Origin of the sequence: Terrabacter sp. C0L_2, from assembly GCF_036352015.1 — a bacterium.
In the GTDB taxonomy this organism is placed as follows: Bacteria; Actinomycetota; Actinomycetes; order Actinomycetales; family Dermatophilaceae; genus Terrabacter; species Terrabacter tumescens.
In genome coordinates, this window is the sequence record NZ_CP143557.1 from 3209000 (window position 1) to 3227161 (window position 18162).

An 18162-nucleotide genomic window follows, 5' to 3' on the forward strand; every position below is an offset into this window, starting at 1 on the left:
GTAGCGTCAGACTGCCCACCGCCCCGCAGTCCTCCAGGAAGGCCTCGATGAGCCCAGCGTCTGCCTCGGCCGACAAGACCGAACGGCTGCTCAACCTCATCCTCGCGCTGAAGTCCGCGCGGCGGCCGGTCTCCAAGCAGAAGATCCGCGAGTCCCTGCCGGCGTACGCCCAGGCGAGCTCCGACGAGGCCTTCGACCGGATGTTCGAGCGCGACAAGGACGAGCTGCGCGAGATGGGCATCCCGATCTCGACGACGGTGCTCGACGTCCTCTTCGACGACGAGGTCGGCTACCGCATCGACGCGAGCGAGACGACGCTGCCGGCGATCAGCTTCGAGCCCGACGAGGTCGCGGCCCTGGCCCTGGCCGCCCGGGCGTGGTCGACGGCCAGCATCTCGGGTGCGGCGTCGGCCGGTCTGCGCAAGCTGCGCCTCTCGGGCGTGGAGATCGACGAGTCCGTGGCGGCGGGCGCCGAGCCGCGCATCCGCACCAAGGAGCCGGCCTTCGAGGCCGTGCACGCCGCGGTGTCGGCCCTGCAGCCGATCACCTTCGGCTACCGCAAGAACGACGGCGAGCTGACCACGCGTCACGTCCAGCCGTGGGCGCTGAAGAACTGGCACGGCCGCTGGTACCTCACCGGCTTCGACGTCGACCGCGGCGACGAGCGCGCCTTCCGGCTCAGCCGTTTCGAGGGCGCCGTCCGCCGCAAGGGCAGGGCGGGGTCGTATGCCGTCCCGTCCGACCACGTGCCCGAGGTGGCCCTCGAGGCCCAGCTGCCCGAGCCCGAGGGCACCGCGGTCGTGCGCGTGCGCCACGGGCGTGGCCACACCCTGCGCCGCCACGCCCAGCGCACCACCGAGCTCGATGAGCGGTGGGCCGAGATCGAGCTGCCCTACCGCCGCGGCACGACCGAGCGCGACGTCGTCGCCCTCGGCACCCACGCGGTCGCCGTGTCCCCGCCCGAGCTCGTCGACGGTGTCCGCGCGGCGCTGCTCGCCGTGGCCCGGGCGCACGCCGGCGCGGCCGCCCACGACACGTCGACGCGCTCGGAGGCACGCGCATGAGTGGAACCGGACGCACGGCCGCGCGCCGCGCACCCGAGACGGCGACCCAGCGTCTGGGACGCCTGCTCGACATGGTGCCGTGGCTGCTCCAGCACCGCGGCGTGACCATCTCCGAGGCGGCGCGCGAGTTCGGCGTCGACGAGGCCCAGGTCGTCGAGGACCTCGAGCTGCTGTTCGTGTGCGGCACACCGGGCTACGGCCACGCCGAGCTCATCGACGCGCAGTGGGACAGCGGCTACATCTACCTCGACAACGCCGACGACATCGCCGCCCCGATGCGCCTGACGCGCGACGAGGCGGTCACCCTGACGGCCGGCCTGCAGGCCCTGGGCTCGACCCTCGTCGGCTCCGACGTCGCCGAGCGCACCCTTGAGAAGATCCGGGTCGCCGCGGCCGCGGGTGCCGGCGAGCCCACCGGCCGCATCGACCTCGACCTCGACGACGGCAGCCAGCACCCGGCCATGGCCACGCTCAAGGACGCCTTCGCGCGGGGCCGGCGGGTGCACCTGCGCTACTACGTCGCGACGCGCGACGAGTCCACCGAGCGCGACGTCGACATCATGCGCATCCTCAACCTCGACGCGCAGTGGTACGTCGAGGGCTACTGCCACCGCGCTCAGGACGTCCGGCTCTTCCGGCTCGACCGGATCGAGGACGTGTCGGTGCTCGATGCCGACGGCACGCCGCCGGCCGACGCACGGCCGCGCGACCTCGACGACGTCTTCGTCCCAGGCGAGAACGACCTCACCGTCGTCATCGAGGCGACCCGCTGGGCTGCCTGGATCGCCGACTACTACCCCAACGAGGGTGTCGAGCGCGGGCCGGACGGGTCGCTGCGGGTGACGCTCAAGGTCGCGGACCCGGCGCTCGTACGGCGCCTCGTGCTGCGCCTCGGGGGAGAGGCGCGTGTCGTCGAGCCACCCGAGCTCGTCGAGGCCGTCGCCGACGAGGCGCGCTCCGCGCTGGCCGCCTACGACGACCTCACCTGAGGACCGACGCCCCGCCGGGCCCGCGTCGGGGCGTCCGCATGCTGGTCGTCGGTGCCCACATGGCGGTCAGTTGCTGTTCTCATGGGCGCCGCACGGGTCACGTTCACCCCGCGCACGTATGCTGGTCACCTGCAGCACCGAGGCTGCTCCATGACGGTTCCGAACCGGACCGGCTTTCGACGAGGAGACGTAACCATGCCCAACCTGGGTGCCCCCGAACTCATCATCATCGCGGTCGTGCTCATCGCCCTGTTCGGCTGGAAGAAGCTCCCCGACATGGCCCGCAGCCTCGGCCGCTCCGCCCGGGTGTTCAAGTCCGAGGTCGACGAGCTGAAGAAGGACGGCAAGCCCGTCCCCAGCGACGCCGCGAAGACCACGGTCCCGGGTGACGTCGTGGACGCCGACGCCGAGCGTCGCGCCGCCGAGGCCCGTCTCGCCGACGCCGAGCGCCGCGCCGCCGAAGCCCGCGCCGAAGCCGACCGCCTGCGCGCCAGCAGCTCCGCCGCCGCTCCGACGACGCCGACGAGCACGCCGGTCAGCAGCACGGACGACGTCCGCCGCGACACGACGTTCTGAGTGGGTCGGTACCCGGACCCGTCACACGGACTGACCTGAATGCCGTCACTTCGACGCCAGCGCGACCCCGAGGGGCGGATGTCGCTCGGCGACCACCTCCGTGAGCTGCGCAACCGCATCACCATCAGCGCCATCGCGATCATCATCGGCGGCGTGGTGGGCTGGATCTACTACAACCAGGTCATCGACGCCCTGACCAAGCCGCTCACCGAGCTGCAGAAGGGCCGCGAGGGCGTCGTCAACATCAACTTCGCGGGGATGACCGACGCGTTCGCGCTCCAGCTGACGACCTCGCTGTTCGTCGGCCTGATCCTGGCGTCGCCGGTGTGGCTCTTCCAGATCTGGGGCTTCATCGTCCCGGGCCTGACGAAGAAGGAGAAGCTCATCGCGCGGCTCTTCGTCGTCGCCGCGGTGCCGCTCTTCCTCGCCGGGTGCTTCTTCGCGTTCATCATGGTGCCCAAGGCCGTCGCGGTCCTGCTCGGCTTCACGCCCCAGGGCGCCTACAACCTGCAGGACGGGTCGCAGTACCTCAACTTCGTCCTCAAGTTCATCGTCGCCTTCGGCTGCGCGTTCCTGCTGCCGGTCTTCCTCGTCGCGCTCAACCTCGTCGGCGTCCTGCCGGCGCGCGCCATGCTCAAGGGCTGGCGCCCGGCCGTCATGATCATCCTCGTCTTCGCGGCGATCATGACGCCCACGCCCGACGCGTACACCATGCTCTTCCTCGCCAGTCCCATGGTGCTGCTCTACTTCGCCTCGGTCGGGATCGCGTTCCTGCTCGACCGCCGCAAGGAGGAGCACAAGCCCGACTGGTTGGACGTCCCCGACGACCAGGCGTCCGCCCTGTAGCGTTCGGGTGTGTCCCAGCGTGTCGCCCTGATCGTCAACCCCACGGCGGGCAAGGGCGCCGGGAGGGCGTTGGGCGCAGAGGCCCTGCGCCTGCTCCGCGAGGCGGGCCACGAGGTCGTCGACGTCTCGGGCAGCGACTACCAGCAGGCCCGGACCCAGGCGCGCCAGGTGGTGTCCGACGGGGTCGACACGGTCGTCGTCGTGGGCGGGGACGGCATGGTGCACCTCGGGGTCAACCTCTGCGCGGCCACGTCCGCCCGGCTCGCGGTCGTGGCCGCCGGGACGGGCAACGACTTCGCGCGCAACCTGGGCCTGCCGGTCCGTGACGTCCCGGCGGCGGTCGCCCTCCTCACCGAGGGGAGCACGCGACGGGTCGACCTCGGTCGTGTCAGCGACGGCGTCGTGGGGGATCGGTGGTTCGGCGGCGTGCTCGGGGCCGGCTTCGACGCGGTGGTCAACGCGCGCGCCCAGCGCATGACCTGGCCGCGCGGTCAGATGCGCTACAACCTCGCGGTCCTGCGCGAGCTCCCCGTCTTCCGGCCGATCCCGTATGCCGTCGAGCTGGACGGCCGCCGCATCGAGACCCGTGCGATGTTGGTGGCGGTCGCCAACACGACGTCGTTCGGCGGCGGCATGCAGGTGTGTCCCGACGCCGACGTCGCCGACGGGCTCTTCGACGTCATGATCGTCCACGCGCTGTCGATCCCCGCGTTCCTCCGGGTCTTCCCCAAGGTCTACTCCGGCACGCACATCACCCATCCGGCCGTCGAGATCTATCGCGCCCGGCGAGTTCGCTTGGAGGCGAGCGGTATCCACTCACAGGCCGACGGCGAGACCTTCGCCGACCTACCCATCGACGCCGAGGTCGTGCCCGGCGCCCTCCGTGTCGTGACCCCTTCGGAGGTGCCCGCGTGATCGCCACCTGGCCGCGGCTCGCGGAGTTCGCCGCGCAGCTCGAGTTCCCGCTCGACGACTTCCAGACGGAGGCGTGCCGCGCCGTCGAGGAGGGGCGCGGGGTCCTCGTGGCCGCGCCGACGGGCGCGGGCAAGACCATCGTCGGCGAGTTCGCCGTCCACATGGCCCTCGCCACCGGCCGCAAGGCGTTCTACACCACGCCCATCAAGGCGCTGTCGAACCAGAAGTACACCGACCTCGTGCGCGTCCACGGCCCGGAGAACGTCGGCCTGCTCACCGGTGACGCCTCCATCAACGGGGAGGCGCCCGTCGTCGTCATGACGACCGAGGTCCTGCGCAACATGATGTATGCCGGGTCGACCACCCTGCGCGGGCTCGGCTGGGTCGTCATGGACGAGGTCCACTACCTCGCCGACCGCTTCCGTGGGGCGGTGTGGGAGGAGGTCATCATCCACCTGCCCCCGGAGGTCAGCGTCGTGTCGCTGTCGGCGACCGTCAGCAACGCCGAGGAGTTCGGCGCGTGGCTCGGAGAGGTGCGCGGCGACACCGAGGTGATCGTGTCGGAGCACCGACCGGTGCCGCTGTGGCAGCACATGATGGTGGGCCAGACGCTCTTCGACCTCTTCGTCGAGGAACGCGACGCGCGCGAGGACGACGAGCACTTCGAGGCGGCACCCGGCCGCTACTCGGTCAGCGTCAACCCCGACCTCGTGCACGCCATCCGCGGCACCGAGGGCCGCGGGGCGTGGGACTCGCACTGGGTCAGCTCCCGGGGCGGTCGCGACAAGGGCCGTCCGCGCGGCAAGAACGGCGGGCGCGGCGGTGCAGGTGGCGGCGGGCGCGACGACTGGTCCGGGCGCGGGAGACGAGGCAACGAGTCCGGTGGCCGTGGCCCGGGCGGTGGCGACGGCGGACGCGGCTTCTCGCGGGGCGGTCGCCCCGGCGGCGGCGCCACGCGCGCCGAGGTCATCGAGCGCCTCGAGCGCGAGGGCCTGCTGCCGGCGATCACGTTCATCTTCAGCCGTGCCGGCTGCGACGGCGCCGTGGGGCAGCTGCTGTCGAGCGGCATGCGCCTCATCCCCGAGTCCGAGGGGGAGGCCAACCGTCGCCTCGTCGAGGAGCGCATCCAGGGACTCGCGGAGGAGGACCTGTCGGTCCTCGGCTACTGGGACTTCGTCGACGGCATCTCGCGCGGTTTCGCCGCGCACCACGCCGGCATGCTGCCGACGTTCCGCGAGATCGTCGAGGAGCTCTTCACGGCCGGCCGGGTGCGGGCCGTGTTCGCCACCGAGACGCTGGCGCTCGGCATCAACATGCCGGCGCGCACCGTCGTGCTCGAGAAACTGGTGAAGTTCAACGGGGAGAGCCACGTCGACATCTCCCCGGCGGAGTACACCCAGCTCACCGGTCGGGCCGGCCGACGCGGCATCGACATCGAGGGCCACGCCGTCGTGCTGTGGAACCGCGGGCTCGACCCCGCCGGGGTCGCCGGTCTCGCGTCGACGCGCACCTATCCGCTGCGCTCGAGCTTCCGGCCGACCTACAACATGGCGGTCAACCTCGTGCGACAGTTCGGTCGCGAGAGCGCCCGCGAGATCCTCGAGACGTCGTTCGCCCAGTTCCAGGCGGACCGGGCCGTCGTCGGCTTCGTCCGTACGGTCCGGCGCAACGAGGAGGCCCTCGCCGGCTACGCCGAGCAGATGACCTGCCACCTCGGCGACTTCACCGAGTACGCCGCGATCCGCAACGAGATCCGCGACGTCGAGAAGGAGGGCGCGCGTGCGCGGTCGGCGTCGATGCGCACCGCGGCGGCGATCTCCCTGGAGTCGCTGAAGATCGGCGACATCGTGCGCATCCCGGCGGGTAGGCACAGCGGGCTGGCCGTCGTCGTCATGCCCAACCGTGGCGGCAAGGGCGAGGCGGCGTCGCCCGCCGTCGTCACCGAGGACCACCAGCTGCGCCGCCTGACCCTGCACGACGTGCCCACGCCGCTCGAGCCGCTCGGCTCGATGCGCGTGCCCAAGCAGTTCAACGCCCGCAACCCCAAGGCGCGCCGCGACCTGGCCGCCACGCTGCGCGCGACGATGCCGCACGACCCGCCACCGCGGCGGCGGCAGGCCGAGACCGACGGGTCGGACGACCGCGTCGACGAGCTGCGGCGCAGGATGAAGGCCCACCCCTGCCACCGGTGCCCCGACCGCGAGAACCACGCCCGGTGGGCCGAACGGTGGTGGCGCCTCCGGCGCGAGACCGACGGCATCCAGCGCAAGATCGACGGCCGCACCAACTCCGTGGCCAAGACCTTCGACCGCATCTGCGAGCTGCTCGTCGAGATGGGCTACCTCGGCGAGGGCGGCCAGACGGTCACCGGCGACGGCGACCGGCTGCGCCAGCTCTACACGGAGAAGGACCTGCTGGCGGCGGAGTGCCTCCGCGAGCAGGTCTGGCGCCGGCTCGACCCGCCGTCGCTCGCCGCGATCGTCTCGACCCTCGTGCACGAGCCACGGCGCGAGGAGGGCGGCCTGACGCCCCGGTGGCCCACCGACGACGTGCGCGAGGCCTACGACCGGATGATCCGCATCTGGTCCGACCTCGAGGACGCCGAGGGCGCCCTCGCGCTGCCTCGCACCGGCATGCCGGACGGCGGTCTCGCGTGGGCCATGCACCGGTGGGCGAGCGGCCAGCGACTCGAGGACGTGCTGCGCGGGACCGACCTCGCCGCGGGCGATTTCGTCCGTCGTTGCAAGCAGGTCATCGACCTGCTCGGCCAGCTGACCGACGCCGCCGACCCGGCCCTGGCGACCACGGCGCGTCGGGCGAGCGACAGCGTGCTGCGCGGTGTCGTTGCGGCGGATCGCCTCGACTGAGGAGCGGTAGCGACCTCATCCCCGGACCAGCCGGACGATTGTCGTCGGGAGCACCCGGTCGGCTATGGTTGGGGCACCGGTCGACGTTTTTGGTGCTCGTGTCTTCACACGCTCGCAAGGAACGCCATTGCGAGCGCAACTGTTTCTTCAGGGTTTCTGGAAAGTGGTCGCGTCTCTGCCGACCGGGGGTCGCTGACACACAACGACTCACTTCCACCCAAAGGAGAAAAACATGGCACAGGGAACCGTCAAGTGGTTCAACTCGGAGAAGGGCTTCGGCTTCATCGCCCCGACCGAGGGTCCCGACGTCTTCGTCCACTACTCGGAGATCACGGGCAACGGCTACCGCAGCCTCGAGGAGAACCAGGCCGTCGAGTTCGACGTCGAGCAGGGTCCCAAGGGCCCGCAGGCGATGCGCGTCCGCGCTCTCTGATCACTCGCTGATCTCGTCGGACCACACAGTCCGAACGGCGAAGGCCGGTCCCCACGGGGGACCGGCCTTTCGTCATGTCATGAGCCCCGGAGCGGCCCCAGGGCCGGCAGTGGAGCCGTGCCCCGGGTCTGGCCCCGGGCGCAGCCCGGGAGAGCCGACCCGGAGGGCCTCAGAGCCGGGTGAGCCGGTCGAACGGGCTGTTGACGCGTACGACGCCCGACTCGAACTTCAGGGTGACGGTGGCCTCGTTGCAGGCGACGACGACCCCGAGGCCGTGGCGCAGGTGGGAGACGCGGTCACCCACCGAGAACTGCTGGATGTCCGGCGCCGGAGCCGGCCGGAACGGGCTGCTGGAGAGGTGACGGCGGCGGTCGGGGTTTCCGTGGGTGGGCACCCTTCAGTATGCGCCTTTCCGCACCACGGTGGTGACCGGCGAGTAGGCCGACTGCCCCCGTCCCCGCACGGAGGCGGTCCAGACGTGACCGTACCGTGACCCCCGCAGAGGCCGCTCGAGGCGGGCGTCAGTCGATGCCGAGAGCGGAGATGACGCGGTCGAACGACGACGTCAGCCCGTGCTCGACGGCGAGCTTGGACATCAGTGCCGGGTCGGCCACCGACGTCGGCGCGGCGAGGTCGATCTGGGGGACCGCGGCGTCCTTGGCGACGGCGACGACCCGCGGGGCTGCGTCGAGGTAGTCGGCGGCCGCCTCGAGCCGGGCGCGCTGGGCGCCCTTGAGGGCCGGGTCGCCGTCGGCGATGGCGGCCCGGACCGCCTCGAGCGTGCCGTACGTCGTGATGAGCTTGGCGGCGGTCTTCTCGCCGATACCGGCCACGCCGGGCAGCCCGTCGCTCGTGTCGCCGCGCAGGACCGCCATGTCGGCGTAGGCGGGGCCCGTGCCGACGCCGTACTTCTCGGCGAGGAACGCCTCGTCGACGAGGTCGGGCGAGCGCACGCCGCCGCGCGCGGTGTACACGACGCGCACCTGGTTGGCGTCGTCGACGAGCTGGAAGAGGTCACGGTCACCGGTGACGATGTCGACCGGCATACGACCGCTGAACTGGGTGGCGAGCGTGCCGATGACGTCGTCGGCCTCGTAGCCGTCGACGCCGATGCGAGCGATCCCGAGGGCCGTCAGGGCATCGACGATGATCGGCACCTGGACGCCGAGCGCCTCGGGGACCTGCTCGCCGGCGAGCTCGTCGGGGCCGGGCTCGGCGACGCGGTGCGCCTTGTACGACGGGATCGCCTCGACGCGGAAGGCCGGGCGCCAGTCGTTGTCCCAGCAGGCCACGAGGTGGGTCGGGCGCCCCCGGTCGACGAGCGAGGCGATCATGTCGAGCAGCCCGCGGACGGCGTTCGTCGGGACCCCGCTCGGGCCGACGACCTCGGGGACGCCGAAGAAGGCACGGAAGTAGAGCGACGCGGAGTCGAGCAGGAGCATCCTGGGCGCGGCGGACGGCATATGCGAGAGGGTACCGGGCCGACCCGACGACGCACGCCGCGCGCAGGTGCCCACCACGACGTACCGCGATGAGGAACGACCCGCCCCGCGTGCAACCGCTGGACTACCCTTCGGCCATGGAAGATCTCGACCGTCGTCTCGTCGGCCTGCTGCTCGCCGACGGCCGGATGAGCTACACCGACCTCGGCAAGGCGACGGGCCTCTCGACGTCGGCGGTGCACCAGCGCGTGCGCCGACTGGAGGAGCGCGGCGTCGTCACCGGCTACACGGCGCAGGTGTCGCCGGACGCGCTCGGCCTGCCGCTGACGGCCCTCATCTCGGTGGCGCCGTTCGACCCGAGCGCTCCGGACGACGTCCCCGACCGCCTCCGCCACATCACCGAGATCGAGGACTGCCACTCCGTGGCCGGCGTCGAGAGCTACATCCTCAAGGTGCGCGTGTCCACGCCCGGCGACCTCGAGGACCTGCTGGCCCGCATCCGCTCGGCGGCCAACGTCTCCACCCGCACGACGGTCGTGCTGTCGACGCCGTGGGAGGGCCGCAGCGCGTCCGCCGCGGCGGGCGAGGTCAGCTGACCCGTCGGCCGATGGGGGCCCGCACGGCGCGGGTGACTGCCGCCAGGTCGGCGGGGGAGAGGCCGAGGTCGAAGCCGCGGCGTCCTCCCGAGACGTAGACGACCTCGAGGGCGTATGCCGTGTCGTCGAGCACCGTGGGCAGCGCGCGCTTCTGCCCCACCGGCGAGATCCCGCCCACGACGTAGCCGGTGCTGCGCTCGGCTGCTGCCGGGTCGGCCATCGTCACGGTCTTTGAGCCGAGTGCGGACGCCAGCGCCTTGAGGTCGAGCTGGCCGTCGACCGGGACCACGCCCACGGCCAGCCCCCGTCCGGTGTCGACGAGCAGCGTCTTGAACACGTGCGCCGGATCGACCCCGAGCGCGGCGGCCGCCTCCAGCCCGTAGCTCGGTGAGGACGGGTCGTGGTCGTAGGGGTGACGGGTGTAGGCGATGCCGGCGCGGTCGAGGGCGGCGGTCGCGGGCGTCGCCGGCCCGTCGCCCGGGCGCTGCCTCGCCATCAGGCGCCGGCGACGGAGGCGAGTCCGTCCCAGATCGTCGTCACGACGAGGTCGGTGGCCTCGTCGGCGGTGGTGCCCGGGTGGGTGCTGCGCCAGACGGCGAGCCGCTCGCAGCCGCCGATGAGGATCTCGGCCATCGCAGTGACCCGTCGTGGCTCGAGCGCCTCGAAGGCCGGGAGGGTGAGCAGGCCCTCGGCGAAGGCCTTGGCCGTCTGCTGGCGGATGCGCTCGACCGAGGCCGACGCCTCGCCGATGAGGGCACCTTCGGTGCGGAGCAGGGCGAACGCCTGGTCGTGCTCGTCGATGAAGGAGAAGAACGCGTGCACGACGCCTCGCACCCGGTCCCGCGCCGGGGCCGCGGGCTGGGCCACCCACGAGTCGATGAGGGCCGCGAGCAGCTGGCCGCGGGCCCGCTCGATCGTCGCCGCGAGCAGCCCCTCCTTGGACCCGAAGTAGTCGTAGATGAGGGGCTTGGTGACCCCCACGAGCTCGGCGATCTCGTCCATCGTCGTCGCCTGGATGCCGCGGGCGGAGAAGACCTGCTCGGCCACCGCCAGCATCTGCGCCTCGCGCTCGGCGCGGGGCATGCGGACGCGGGTGCCGGGGGAGCGCGAGGTCATCGCTGGAGTCTACGGGGCAGCGCCCCCCCGTCAGACGAGCACGAGCGGCCCGGCCCTATCGTAGGCTCCCCTCAGGCAGGAGGCAGAACTCGTTGCCGTCGGGGTCGGCCATCGCGACTCGGCCGTGCGCGTCCGGCTCGTGGGTGTCGGGGCCGTGTCCCAGGCGCGTGGCACCGAGTGCCACGAGACGGGCCGCCTCGGCCTCCACGTCCGCGGGGTCGGTCGGTGCGACGTGGAAGTGCATCCGGTTGCGCCCCGTCCTGGCTCGCACGGGCGGGCCGCCCCAGGCGATCTTCGCGCCCCCGCGCGGCGACTGGATCGCGGTCTCCTCGTCCTGGTCCCACACGAGCGGCCACCCGAGGGCTGCGCTCCAGAAGTGGCCGACCGCCCGCGTCCCGTCGCAGGCGAGCTCACCGAGGAAGCCGCAGCCTGCGAGGAAGGAGTTGCCCGGCTCGATGACGCACAGCTCGTTGCCCTCGGGGTCGGCGAGCACGACGTGCCCCTCCTCGGGCGTCTGGCCCACATCGAGGTGACGGCCGCCGAGCTCGAGGGCACGCTCCACGGTGGACTGCTGGTCCTCGGGCGTGCTGCTCGTCAGGTGCAGGTGGATCTGGTTCGGCCCGGACCTCGGCTCCTGCGTGCGCAGGAAGCGGATCGCCATGTCGGTGCCCTCGCGCGGCAGCAGCGTGACACCGTCGCCGTCGGTCTGCCGCCCCAGCAGGCCGCCCCAGAAGTGGGCGAGCCGGTCGGGGTCGTGGGCGTCGAAGCAGAGCTCGAGAAAGTGGCTCGTCATGGTGGGCCTTTCCGATCGACGTCGTCCGGGGCGCTCGACACGCTAGGGCCGTGGGACAGGCAGGGACAACGCAATAGATGGCGTGTGGAGGGACCGGCGGGCTGCTCCATGACAGCATCCGATTTTGCGTACCCTTGCGGTTACGTAACCGCCTGGGTATGTTGGGGGCATGGACATGGTGCTGCAGGCGTTGGCCGACCCGAGCCGCCGCACGGTGCTCGAGATCCTCCGGGACCACCCCGCGACGGCAGGCGAGTTGGCCGACGCACTCCCGATCGCCCGACCCGGCGTGTCCCGCCACCTGCGCGTCCTGCGCGAGGCCGGGCTCGTCGACGTCCGGGCCGAGGCCCAGCGCCGGATCTACAGCCTGCGACCGGAGGCGCTCGTCGAGGTTGACGAGTGGCTCGAGGGCTACCGCGCCCTCTGGCAGAACCGGCTCGACGCGCTGCACACCGAGATCGCCCGAGGCAAGGTCGCACGAGGAGAGAAGGCAGGACAGTGAAGATCAACGGCACGATGCAAGCGATGGACGACACACACGGACTGGTGCGGGTCGAGGACGTCTACGACACCGACATCGAGGACCTCTGGCGGGCGTGCACGACGCCGGACCGGCTGGCGCGGTGGATCGCCCAGGTGTCCGGGGACCTCAGCGTGGGTGCCACGGTCCGGGCCGTCTTCACCAGCACGTGGTCGGGGGCGGTGCGCATCGAGGCGTGCGACGCCCCGCACCACCTGCTCGTCACGAACGAGCCGGGGACCGACGAGGAGACCCAGCTCGAGGCCTGGCTCACCGCAGAGGGAGAGCGCACGCGGCTCGTCGTCGAGGAACGCGGTCTGCCGGTCGGCCAGCTGCACTTCTACGGCGCGGGCTGGCAGGTCCACCTCGAGGACCTGGGCCGGTCGCTCGCCGGTGACGGCCCGGCGCACATAGACGGCTGGTCCGAGCACGAGGCGGCCCCTGCGTGGAAGGACCGCTGGACCGAGCTGACCCCCGTCTACGAGGAGGCTGCGGCCCGCTGAGGGCCGGCCGGCTCGTGCCCGCTCACGGCACGAGCTGCGACTCCGAGGTGACCCGGCTAGATGCAGCCCGCCGGGTCGCCTCGGCCAGGACCGACGCCTCGTCGACGGACCCCTGCCACCACCGCTGGCCCGACTCGGGCAGCGTGTAGATCGGGTCGTAGTAGACGTACTCGCGCGACAGCGCCTCGGTGTCGTCGCCCTCGATGGACGTGCGGTAGTTCTTGCGCCAGTAGGAGATGCCGCGCTCGGTGTCGTACTCCTCGACCTGGTGGACCCAGCGTTTGCCGACGAAGGGCACGTCACAGACGATGCGCGGCGTCGAGAAGCCGGGGAGGTATCCCATCATCGAGTGCTGGAGGTGCTGGGCCTCGGCGAGCGAGAGTCGCCAGTGCTCGGCGAAGGGGATCATGTCGCACATGTAGAAGTAGTACGGCGTGATCGAGGCCCCGTCCGCGAGCGCGAAGCACAGGTCGAGCAGCGCTTCGGTGGAGTCGTTGACGCCCCGCATGAGCACGCCCTGGTTGCGCACGTCGCGCACCCCCGCGTCGAGCATCGCGGCGGAGGCTCGGGCCACCGACGGGGTCACGGACTGCGCGTTGTTGACGTGGGTGTGGATGGCGAGCGAGACGCCTCGCGCCCGGGCCTTGGCGGACACGCGCGCCACGCCCTCGACGACGTCCTCGGCGAACCAGTGCTGGGGCAGCGCCATGAGCGCCTTGGTCGCGAGCCGGATGTCGCGGATGTTGTCGATGTCGAGGAGCTGGTCGACGAAGGCCTCGAGGTTCTTCCACGGCATGTTGGCCACGTCGCCGCCCGAGACGACGACGTCGCGCACGACGGGGGAGGCGCGCAGGTAGTCGAGCATCGCGGCATACCGGTCGACGGGCTTGAGGTCGAACTTCAGCTTGGCGACCTGCGGCGTCGAGTTGCCGACGAGGTCCATCCGCGTGCAGTGGCCGCAGTACTGCGGGCAGGTCGGCAGCAGCTCGGCCAGCACCTTGGTGGGGTAGCGGTGCGTCAGCCCCTCGGCCACCCACATGTCGTGCTCGTGCAGCGAGTCGCGCGAAGCGTGCGGGTGCGACGGCCAGTCGGTGCGCCGGTCGGAGAAGACCGGCAGCATGTAGTGGCGGACCGGGTCGGCGTAGAAGGCCTCGGTGAAGTCGTGTCCCGCCGACGGCGTCGCCGAGTCGGTCGAGGGCACCATCGTGTTGAGCATCTGCGGGGGGACCAGCATCGACATCGTCGCGCGCTCGGCCTGGTCCCGCTCGAGGTCGTCGTAGAAGCGGTCGTCGAGCAGGTCGCCCATGAGGGCTCGCAGCTGCTTGATGTTCTTGACGCAGTTGACCCGCTGCCACTGCGCGCTGTCCCAGTCGGCCTGGGTGACGTGGGCCCAGCCGGGCAGCCTGGTCCAGTCCGGCTCGACGAGCGGGCGCCGGGCGTAGACGTACGGCTGCGACACCAGTGTCATGGAGCGACGATAGCCGAAAGGTGCGTCCCGAACCTCCTATGATGCGAAAGGATTTGTCGTTCGTGTCCGTCGCGACAGAAGGATCTGCTCCGTGACCCCATCGCTCCCGCCCGACGACGTGCGCGTGCCCTCGCCCGTCGGCCTGCACCGTGTCCTCGAGCCGACCGGCGAGGCGGTCACGCTCCCGCAGGCCGCGCAGCGTCTCGACGCGCGGCCGGAGCTGTGGCCCGACGAGGTGCGCATCGCCGTCGAGACGCTCAACCTCGACGCGGCCTCCTACCGACAGCTCGCCGGCAAGCACACGAGCGCCGGGGTCGTCGACGGGGCGGCGGTGCGCGCCGAGGTGTTCGAGATCATCGAGGCCCGCGGCAAGATGCAGAACCCCGTGACGGGTTCGGGCGGCATGCTCATCGGCACGGTCGACGAGGTGGGCCCGGAGAGCAGGCTGGGTCTCTCGGTGGGCGACAGGGTCGCGACGCTCGTCTCCCTCTCGCTGACCCCGCTCGCCGTCACCGACGGGCTCGAGCGCTGGGACGGGCTCTCCGAGCAGGTGCCGGCCGCCGGCCACGCGATCCTCTTCGGTCGCAGCATCGCGGCCACGCTGCCCGCCGACCTCGACCCGCACCTCGCGCTCATGGTCATGGACGTCTGTGGCGCCCCCGCGCTCGTCGAGCGGGTCGTGGGGGAGTATGCCGCCCGCGGCGTCGCGCCGACCGTGGCCGTCCTCGGCGGGGCCGGCAAGTCCGGCTCGCTCTCGCTCGCCGCAGCGCGGGCCGCGGGTGCGGGTCGCACCATCGGTGTCGTCCCGGTCGAGCGTGAGCGTGTCGTGCTCGAGGACAGCGGCCTCGCCGACGCGGTCGTGCTCGCCGACGCCCGGTCCCCGTTGGGCCTCGCGGCGGCGGTCGAGTCCGCCGGCGGCCCCGCGGACGTCACGGTGGTCTGCGTCGACGTGCCTGGCTGCGAGCAGCCGGCGATCCTCGCCACGGCCCAGGGCGGCACGATCATCTTCTTCAGCATGGCGACGAACTTCGCCGCGGCCGCGCTCGGCGCCGAGGGCCTCGCCGCCGACGTGCGGATGCTCGTCGGCAACGGCTACGTCCCCGGTCATGCCGAGGAGGCGCTGCGGCTCGTGCGCGAGGTGCCGGCCGTCCGCGCGCTCTTCGAGGGCCGACTGGCCTCCGAGACGGCAGGATCTGACGCATGAGCCGTCCCCACGCCCTGCTCGAGCTCGACCCCGCGGTCGTCCGCCGTGCCCGTGCGCTCGCGAAGAAGGCCGCCGAGCCCGTCGTCGAGATCGCCCGGAGCCACACGACCGTCTCGGTCGAGCGGGCGACGCTGCGCCTCGCCGGCCTGTCCGGCGCCGACCACGAGCGCGTGCCGTGGGTCAACCACCTCGTGTCGGCGGTGCGCGACGAGGTCGGCCTCGAGCACGGGGTCACGACACCGGTCTACGACGCGCTGCTGCGCGGCGAGGCACCCGACCTCACGACGCTGGCGCAGAAGGCCGCGAGCGGCAACGTCTCCTTCCGTCTGCCGGAGGGGCGTGAGGCTGCAGCCGCCAAGCGCGCTGCGACGAAGGGCGTCGGCGCCGGCCTGCGCACCATCGACCGCTCGCGTGCCACCCGCGACCGGATGATCAAGCGGCACGGCGACCCGACGTCCAAGCCCTGGATCTACCTCATCGTCGCGACCGGCGACATCTACGAGGACATCCCGCAGGCCCAGGCGGCGGCGCGCGAGGGCGCCGACATCATCGCCGTCATCCGGTCCACCGGACAGTCGCTGCTCGACTACGTGCCGGAGGGTGCCACCCGCGAGGGCTTCGCCGGCACCTACGCCACGCAGGAGAACTTCCGGCTCATGCGGGCGGCCCTCGACGACGTCAGCAAGGAGCTCGGCCGCTACGTGCGCCTGACGAACTACGCGTCGGGCCTCTGCATGCCCGAGATCGCGGCGCTCGCCGGCATGGAGCGCCTCGACATGATGCTCAACGACTCGATGTACGGCATCCTCTTCCGCGACATCAACCCGATCCGCACCTTCGTCGACCAGCGCTTCTCACGCCAGGTGCACGCCCGGGCCGGCATCATCATCAACACCGGTGAGGACAACTACCTCACCACCGCCGACGCCGTCGAGGCCGCGCACACCGTCACCGTCAGCCAGCTGCTCAACGAGCGCTTCGCCAAGGAGGCCGGTCTCGAGGACTGGCAGCTCGGCCTCGGCCACGCCTTCGAGATCAACCCCGAGATCCCCGACAGCTTCCGCATGGAGCTCGCCCACGCGCTGCTCGCGCGCCAGCTCTTCCCCGACGCGCCGCTCAAGTGGATGCCGCCGACCAAGCACATGACGGGCGACATCTTCCGGGGCTACCTGCTCGACGGGTTCTTCAACCTCGTCGGCGCCATGACGGGCCAGGGGATCCTGCTCGTCGGGATGATGACCGAGGCGGTCGTCACGCCGTTCCTGTCCGATCGGGACCTGGCCCTGCAGAACGTCCGCTACGTCATGAACGCCGCGAGCGGGCTGACCGAGGACTTCCACCCGCCGCGCGACGGCTACATCCAGACCCGCGCGCGGCAGGTGCTCTCCGAGGCCGTTGACCTGCTCGACCGGATCGTGCACGACAGCGACGCAGCCGGCGACGCCCCGCTCCTCGCCGCGATCGCCGACGGCACCTTCGGCCTCATGAAGCGCCCCGCCACCGGCGGCAAGGGCCTCGAGGGTGTCAGCGAGCGCGCCGACGACTACGACAACCCGGCGACCACCGCCCTCGACGCGTGGACGCCGCCCGCCGCCGCCCGGCATACCCCCACGGAGAGGGCTACCCGATGAGCGCGCACATCGTCCGCCCCTACGGCGACACCACGGGCGACGGCATGGTGCAGCTGTCGTTCACGCTGCCGCTGCCGCACGACAAGAGGGCCGAGGGCGCGGCGCTCCAACTCGCCCGCAAGATGGGGCTCGACCCCGCGCTGCTCGTCCACGCCAAGGCGATGGGGCCGGACTTCACCTTCTTCGTCGTCTACGGCAGCACGACGCACCTCGTCGACGTCGACGACGTCCACGTCGTCGAGCGCGAGTACCCCCTGCTCACGGCCAAGGACGCCAACACGGCGATCAAGAAGCTGCTCCGGCGCAGGCTCGTCGTCGTCGGGGCCTGCATCGGCACCGACGCCCACACCGTCGGCATCGACGCGATCCTCAACATCAAGGGCTTCGCGGGCGAGAAGGGCCTGGAGTACTACCGCGAGATCACCGTCGTGAACCTCGGCGCGCAGGTGCTCGTGCCCGACCTCGTCGCCCTCGCGCGTGCCGAGAAGGCCGACGCCGTCCTCGTCAGCCAGGTCGTGACGCAGAAGGACGCCCACGTCCACAACACCACCCAGATGTCGGCCGCCTTCCGCGAGGCCTACCCGGCCGGGCAGGTGCCGATCCTCGTGGTCGGCGGACCCCGCTTCGAGGAGGGCTCCGAGGCGGCGCTCGGCGTCGACCGCATCTTCGGTCGCGGCACGACACCCGGCGAGGTCGCGAGCTACCTCGTCCACGAGATGACCCAGCGGAAGGCGAGACCGTCATGACCGAGGCCACCGAACCCACCCAGCCCACCCGGCGCTCCACGACCGCGACGGTCGGGCGGCGGGTCACGCACCGCCGCTACGTGCCCTACAGCCACGCCCACTACGCCGGCAACCTCGTCGACGGCGCCTACTCGCTCGCCGCGTTCGGCGACGTAGCAACCGAGATGAGCATCGTCACCGACGGGGACGAGGGGCTCTTCGCGTCCTACAGCGACGTGCAGTTCAAGGCGCCGGTCCGTGCCGGTGACGTCATCGAGATCTCGGCCGAGATCGTGCGGGTGGGCACGCGCTCTCGCGAGATGGACTTCGAGGTGCGGATCGTCGCCCGTGGCAACCCCGCCCGGGGTGCGTCGGCTGCCGACCCGCTCGACCCGGTGGTCGTCGCTACGACGGCGCGGGGCGTCGTCGTCGTGCCCTGAGCGCAGTGGTCCCGGCCGCACGGATTACGGTGAA

At 71.7% G+C, this 18162-nt stretch carries 20 protein-coding genes; 14 read left to right on the forward strand and 6 right to left on the reverse strand.

Translation table 11 applies throughout. The features are described from left to right. Positions 1-47: 47 nt before the first annotated feature. The 7 genes from U5C87_RS14635 to U5C87_RS14665 all read left to right on the forward strand — a co-directional run bounded on the left by U5C87_RS14635 (position 48) and on the right by U5C87_RS14665 (position 7690). Positions 48-1064: a helix-turn-helix transcriptional regulator gene (locus U5C87_RS14635; protein ID WP_330473270.1), complete on the forward strand. Its 1017-nt coding sequence runs from the start codon at positions 48-50 to the stop codon at positions 1062-1064. After that, complete coding sequence (locus U5C87_RS14640) at positions 1061-2053, forward strand: helix-turn-helix transcriptional regulator (protein ID WP_330473271.1); 993 nt, start codon at positions 1061-1063, stop codon at positions 2051-2053. Before U5C87_RS14635 ends, U5C87_RS14640 begins: the two co-directional genes overlap by 4 nt. A gap of 195 nt (positions 2054-2248) precedes the next feature. Beyond that, on the forward strand, positions 2249-2629 hold the full coding sequence (tatA, locus tag U5C87_RS14645) for a Sec-independent protein translocase subunit TatA (protein ID WP_330473272.1): 381 nt from the start codon (positions 2249-2251) through the stop codon (positions 2627-2629). A gap of 39 nt (positions 2630-2668) precedes the next feature. Next, on the forward strand, positions 2669-3475 hold the full coding sequence (tatC, locus tag U5C87_RS14650; protein ID WP_330473273.1) for a twin-arginine translocase subunit TatC: 807 nt from the start codon (positions 2669-2671) through the stop codon (positions 3473-3475). Positions 3476-3484: 9 nt separating this feature from the next. Then, complete coding sequence (locus tag U5C87_RS14655) at positions 3485-4390, forward strand: diacylglycerol kinase (RefSeq protein WP_330473274.1); 906 nt, start codon at positions 3485-3487, stop codon at positions 4388-4390. Further along, positions 4387-7257, forward strand: a complete 2871-nt coding sequence (locus U5C87_RS14660; RefSeq protein ID WP_330473275.1) for a DEAD/DEAH box helicase — start codon at positions 4387-4389, stop codon at positions 7255-7257. The genes U5C87_RS14655 and U5C87_RS14660 overlap by 4 nt, the downstream gene beginning before the upstream one ends. Positions 7258-7489: 232 nt before the next feature. Then, on the forward strand, positions 7490-7690 hold the full coding sequence (locus U5C87_RS14665) for a cold-shock protein (protein ID WP_020144233.1): 201 nt from the start codon (positions 7490-7492) through the stop codon (positions 7688-7690). Between the two features lie 169 nt (positions 7691-7859). Here the strand turns inward: U5C87_RS14665 and U5C87_RS14670 are convergent, their stop codons facing one another. Both U5C87_RS14670 and U5C87_RS14675 read right to left on the reverse strand, forming a co-directional pair. After that, positions 7860-8084: a hypothetical protein gene (locus U5C87_RS14670; protein ID WP_030146071.1), complete on the reverse strand. Its 225-nt coding sequence runs from the start codon at positions 8082-8084 to the stop codon at positions 7860-7862. A 127-nt stretch (positions 8085-8211) separates the two neighbouring features. Further along, positions 8212-9153 (reverse strand): 5'-3' exonuclease, encoded by a 942-nt coding sequence (locus U5C87_RS14675; RefSeq protein ID WP_330473276.1) that lies wholly within the window; start codon positions 9151-9153, stop codon positions 8212-8214. A 116-nt stretch (positions 9154-9269) separates the two neighbouring features. Here U5C87_RS14675 and U5C87_RS14680 point away from each other — a divergent pair, with 116 nt between their 5' ends. Then, positions 9270-9728, forward strand: a complete 459-nt coding sequence (locus tag U5C87_RS14680) for an Lrp/AsnC family transcriptional regulator (protein WP_030146073.1) — start codon at positions 9270-9272, stop codon at positions 9726-9728. Here the strand turns inward: U5C87_RS14680 and ybaK are convergent. Genes ybaK through U5C87_RS14695 form a run of 3 tightly spaced genes read right to left on the reverse strand, consistent with a single transcriptional unit; the run spans position 9721 to position 11637 of the window. After that, positions 9721-10224 (reverse strand): Cys-tRNA(Pro) deacylase, encoded by a 504-nt coding sequence (gene ybaK, locus U5C87_RS14685; RefSeq protein ID WP_330473277.1) that lies wholly within the window; start codon positions 10222-10224, stop codon positions 9721-9723. The two genes, U5C87_RS14680 and ybaK, sit on opposite strands and share 8 nt — an antisense overlap. Then, the gene (locus tag U5C87_RS14690; protein ID WP_330473278.1) at positions 10224-10844 is read right to left on the reverse strand and encodes a TetR/AcrR family transcriptional regulator; all 621 of its coding nucleotides are present in this window, start codon (positions 10842-10844) and stop codon (positions 10224-10226) included. The genes ybaK and U5C87_RS14690 overlap by 1 nt, the downstream gene beginning before the upstream one ends. A 55-nt stretch (positions 10845-10899) precedes the next feature. Beyond that, on the reverse strand, positions 10900-11637 hold the full coding sequence (locus U5C87_RS14695) for a VOC family protein (RefSeq protein ID WP_330473279.1): 738 nt from the start codon (positions 11635-11637) through the stop codon (positions 10900-10902). A gap of 169 nt (positions 11638-11806) precedes the next feature. Here U5C87_RS14695 and U5C87_RS14700 point away from each other — a divergent pair, with 169 nt between their 5' ends. Both U5C87_RS14700 and U5C87_RS14705 read left to right on the forward strand, forming a co-directional pair. Continuing rightward, positions 11807-12139, forward strand: a complete 333-nt coding sequence (locus U5C87_RS14700; protein ID WP_330473280.1) for an ArsR/SmtB family transcription factor — start codon at positions 11807-11809, stop codon at positions 12137-12139. Positions 12140-12162: 23 nt separating this feature from the next. Further along, positions 12163-12660: an SRPBCC domain-containing protein gene (locus tag U5C87_RS14705; RefSeq protein WP_330473281.1), complete on the forward strand. Its 498-nt coding sequence runs from the start codon at positions 12163-12165 to the stop codon at positions 12658-12660. 22 nt (positions 12661-12682) lie between these two features. Here U5C87_RS14705 and U5C87_RS14710 read toward each other — a convergent pair whose 3' ends face one another. Continuing rightward, a complete protein-coding gene (locus tag U5C87_RS14710; RefSeq protein ID WP_330473282.1) occupies positions 12683-14128 on the reverse strand; it encodes a KamA family radical SAM protein in 1446 nt (481 codons plus the stop codon). Between the two features lie 91 nt (positions 14129-14219). Between U5C87_RS14710 and U5C87_RS14715 the strand changes: the two genes are divergently transcribed. Genes U5C87_RS14715 through U5C87_RS14730 form a run of 4 tightly spaced genes read left to right on the forward strand, consistent with a single transcriptional unit; the run spans position 14220 to position 18128 of the window. Continuing rightward, positions 14220-15332 (forward strand): L-erythro-3,5-diaminohexanoate dehydrogenase, encoded by a 1113-nt coding sequence (locus tag U5C87_RS14715; RefSeq protein ID WP_330473283.1) that lies wholly within the window; start codon positions 14220-14222, stop codon positions 15330-15332. Beyond that, entirely contained in the window at positions 15329-16963 is a 1635-nt protein-coding gene (locus U5C87_RS14720) for a lysine 5,6-aminomutase subunit alpha (protein WP_330473284.1), read from the forward strand. Before U5C87_RS14715 ends, U5C87_RS14720 begins: the two co-directional genes overlap by 4 nt. Then, positions 16960-17709, forward strand: coding sequence for an OAM dimerization domain-containing protein (locus U5C87_RS14725; RefSeq protein ID WP_330473285.1), 750 nt, complete (start codon positions 16960-16962; stop codon positions 17707-17709). Before U5C87_RS14720 ends, U5C87_RS14725 begins: the two co-directional genes overlap by 4 nt. Beyond that, complete coding sequence (locus U5C87_RS14730; RefSeq protein WP_330473286.1) at positions 17706-18128, forward strand: hotdog domain-containing protein; 423 nt, start codon at positions 17706-17708, stop codon at positions 18126-18128. The genes U5C87_RS14725 and U5C87_RS14730 overlap by 4 nt, the downstream gene beginning before the upstream one ends. Positions 18129-18162 lie beyond the last annotated feature (34 nt).

Coding starts and splice junctions, on each gene's coding strand:
- U5C87_RS14635 (WP_330473270.1), top strand. CDS start 48: ATGAGCCCAGCGTCTGCCTCGGCCGACAAGACCGAACGGCTGCTCAAC.
- U5C87_RS14640 (WP_330473271.1), top strand. CDS start 1,061: ATGAGTGGAACCGGACGCACGGCCGCGCGCCGCGCACCCGAGACGGCG.
- tatA (WP_330473272.1), top strand. CDS start 2,249: ATGCCCAACCTGGGTGCCCCCGAACTCATCATCATCGCGGTCGTGCTC.
- tatC (WP_330473273.1), top strand. CDS start 2,669: ATGCCGTCACTTCGACGCCAGCGCGACCCCGAGGGGCGGATGTCGCTC.
- U5C87_RS14665 (WP_020144233.1), top strand. CDS start 7,490: ATGGCACAGGGAACCGTCAAGTGGTTCAACTCGGAGAAGGGCTTCGGC.
- U5C87_RS14675 (WP_330473276.1), bottom strand. CDS start 9,153: ATGCCGTCCGCCGCGCCCAGGATGCTCCTGCTCGACTCCGCGTCGCTC.
- U5C87_RS14680 (WP_030146073.1), top strand. CDS start 9,270: ATGGAAGATCTCGACCGTCGTCTCGTCGGCCTGCTGCTCGCCGACGGC.
- ybaK (WP_330473277.1), bottom strand. CDS start 10,224: ATGGCGAGGCAGCGCCCGGGCGACGGGCCGGCGACGCCCGCGACCGCC.
- U5C87_RS14690 (WP_330473278.1), bottom strand. CDS start 10,844: ATGACCTCGCGCTCCCCCGGCACCCGCGTCCGCATGCCCCGCGCCGAG.
- U5C87_RS14695 (WP_330473279.1), bottom strand. CDS start 11,637: ATGACGAGCCACTTTCTCGAGCTCTGCTTCGACGCCCACGACCCCGAC.
- U5C87_RS14700 (WP_330473280.1), top strand. CDS start 11,807: ATGGACATGGTGCTGCAGGCGTTGGCCGACCCGAGCCGCCGCACGGTG.
- U5C87_RS14705 (WP_330473281.1), top strand. CDS start 12,163: ATGGACGACACACACGGACTGGTGCGGGTCGAGGACGTCTACGACACC.
- U5C87_RS14710 (WP_330473282.1), bottom strand. CDS start 14,128: ATGACACTGGTGTCGCAGCCGTACGTCTACGCCCGGCGCCCGCTCGTC.
- U5C87_RS14720 (WP_330473284.1), top strand. CDS start 15,329: ATGAGCCGTCCCCACGCCCTGCTCGAGCTCGACCCCGCGGTCGTCCGC.
- U5C87_RS14725 (WP_330473285.1), top strand. CDS start 16,960: ATGAGCGCGCACATCGTCCGCCCCTACGGCGACACCACGGGCGACGGC.
- U5C87_RS14730 (WP_330473286.1), top strand. CDS start 17,706: ATGACCGAGGCCACCGAACCCACCCAGCCCACCCGGCGCTCCACGACC.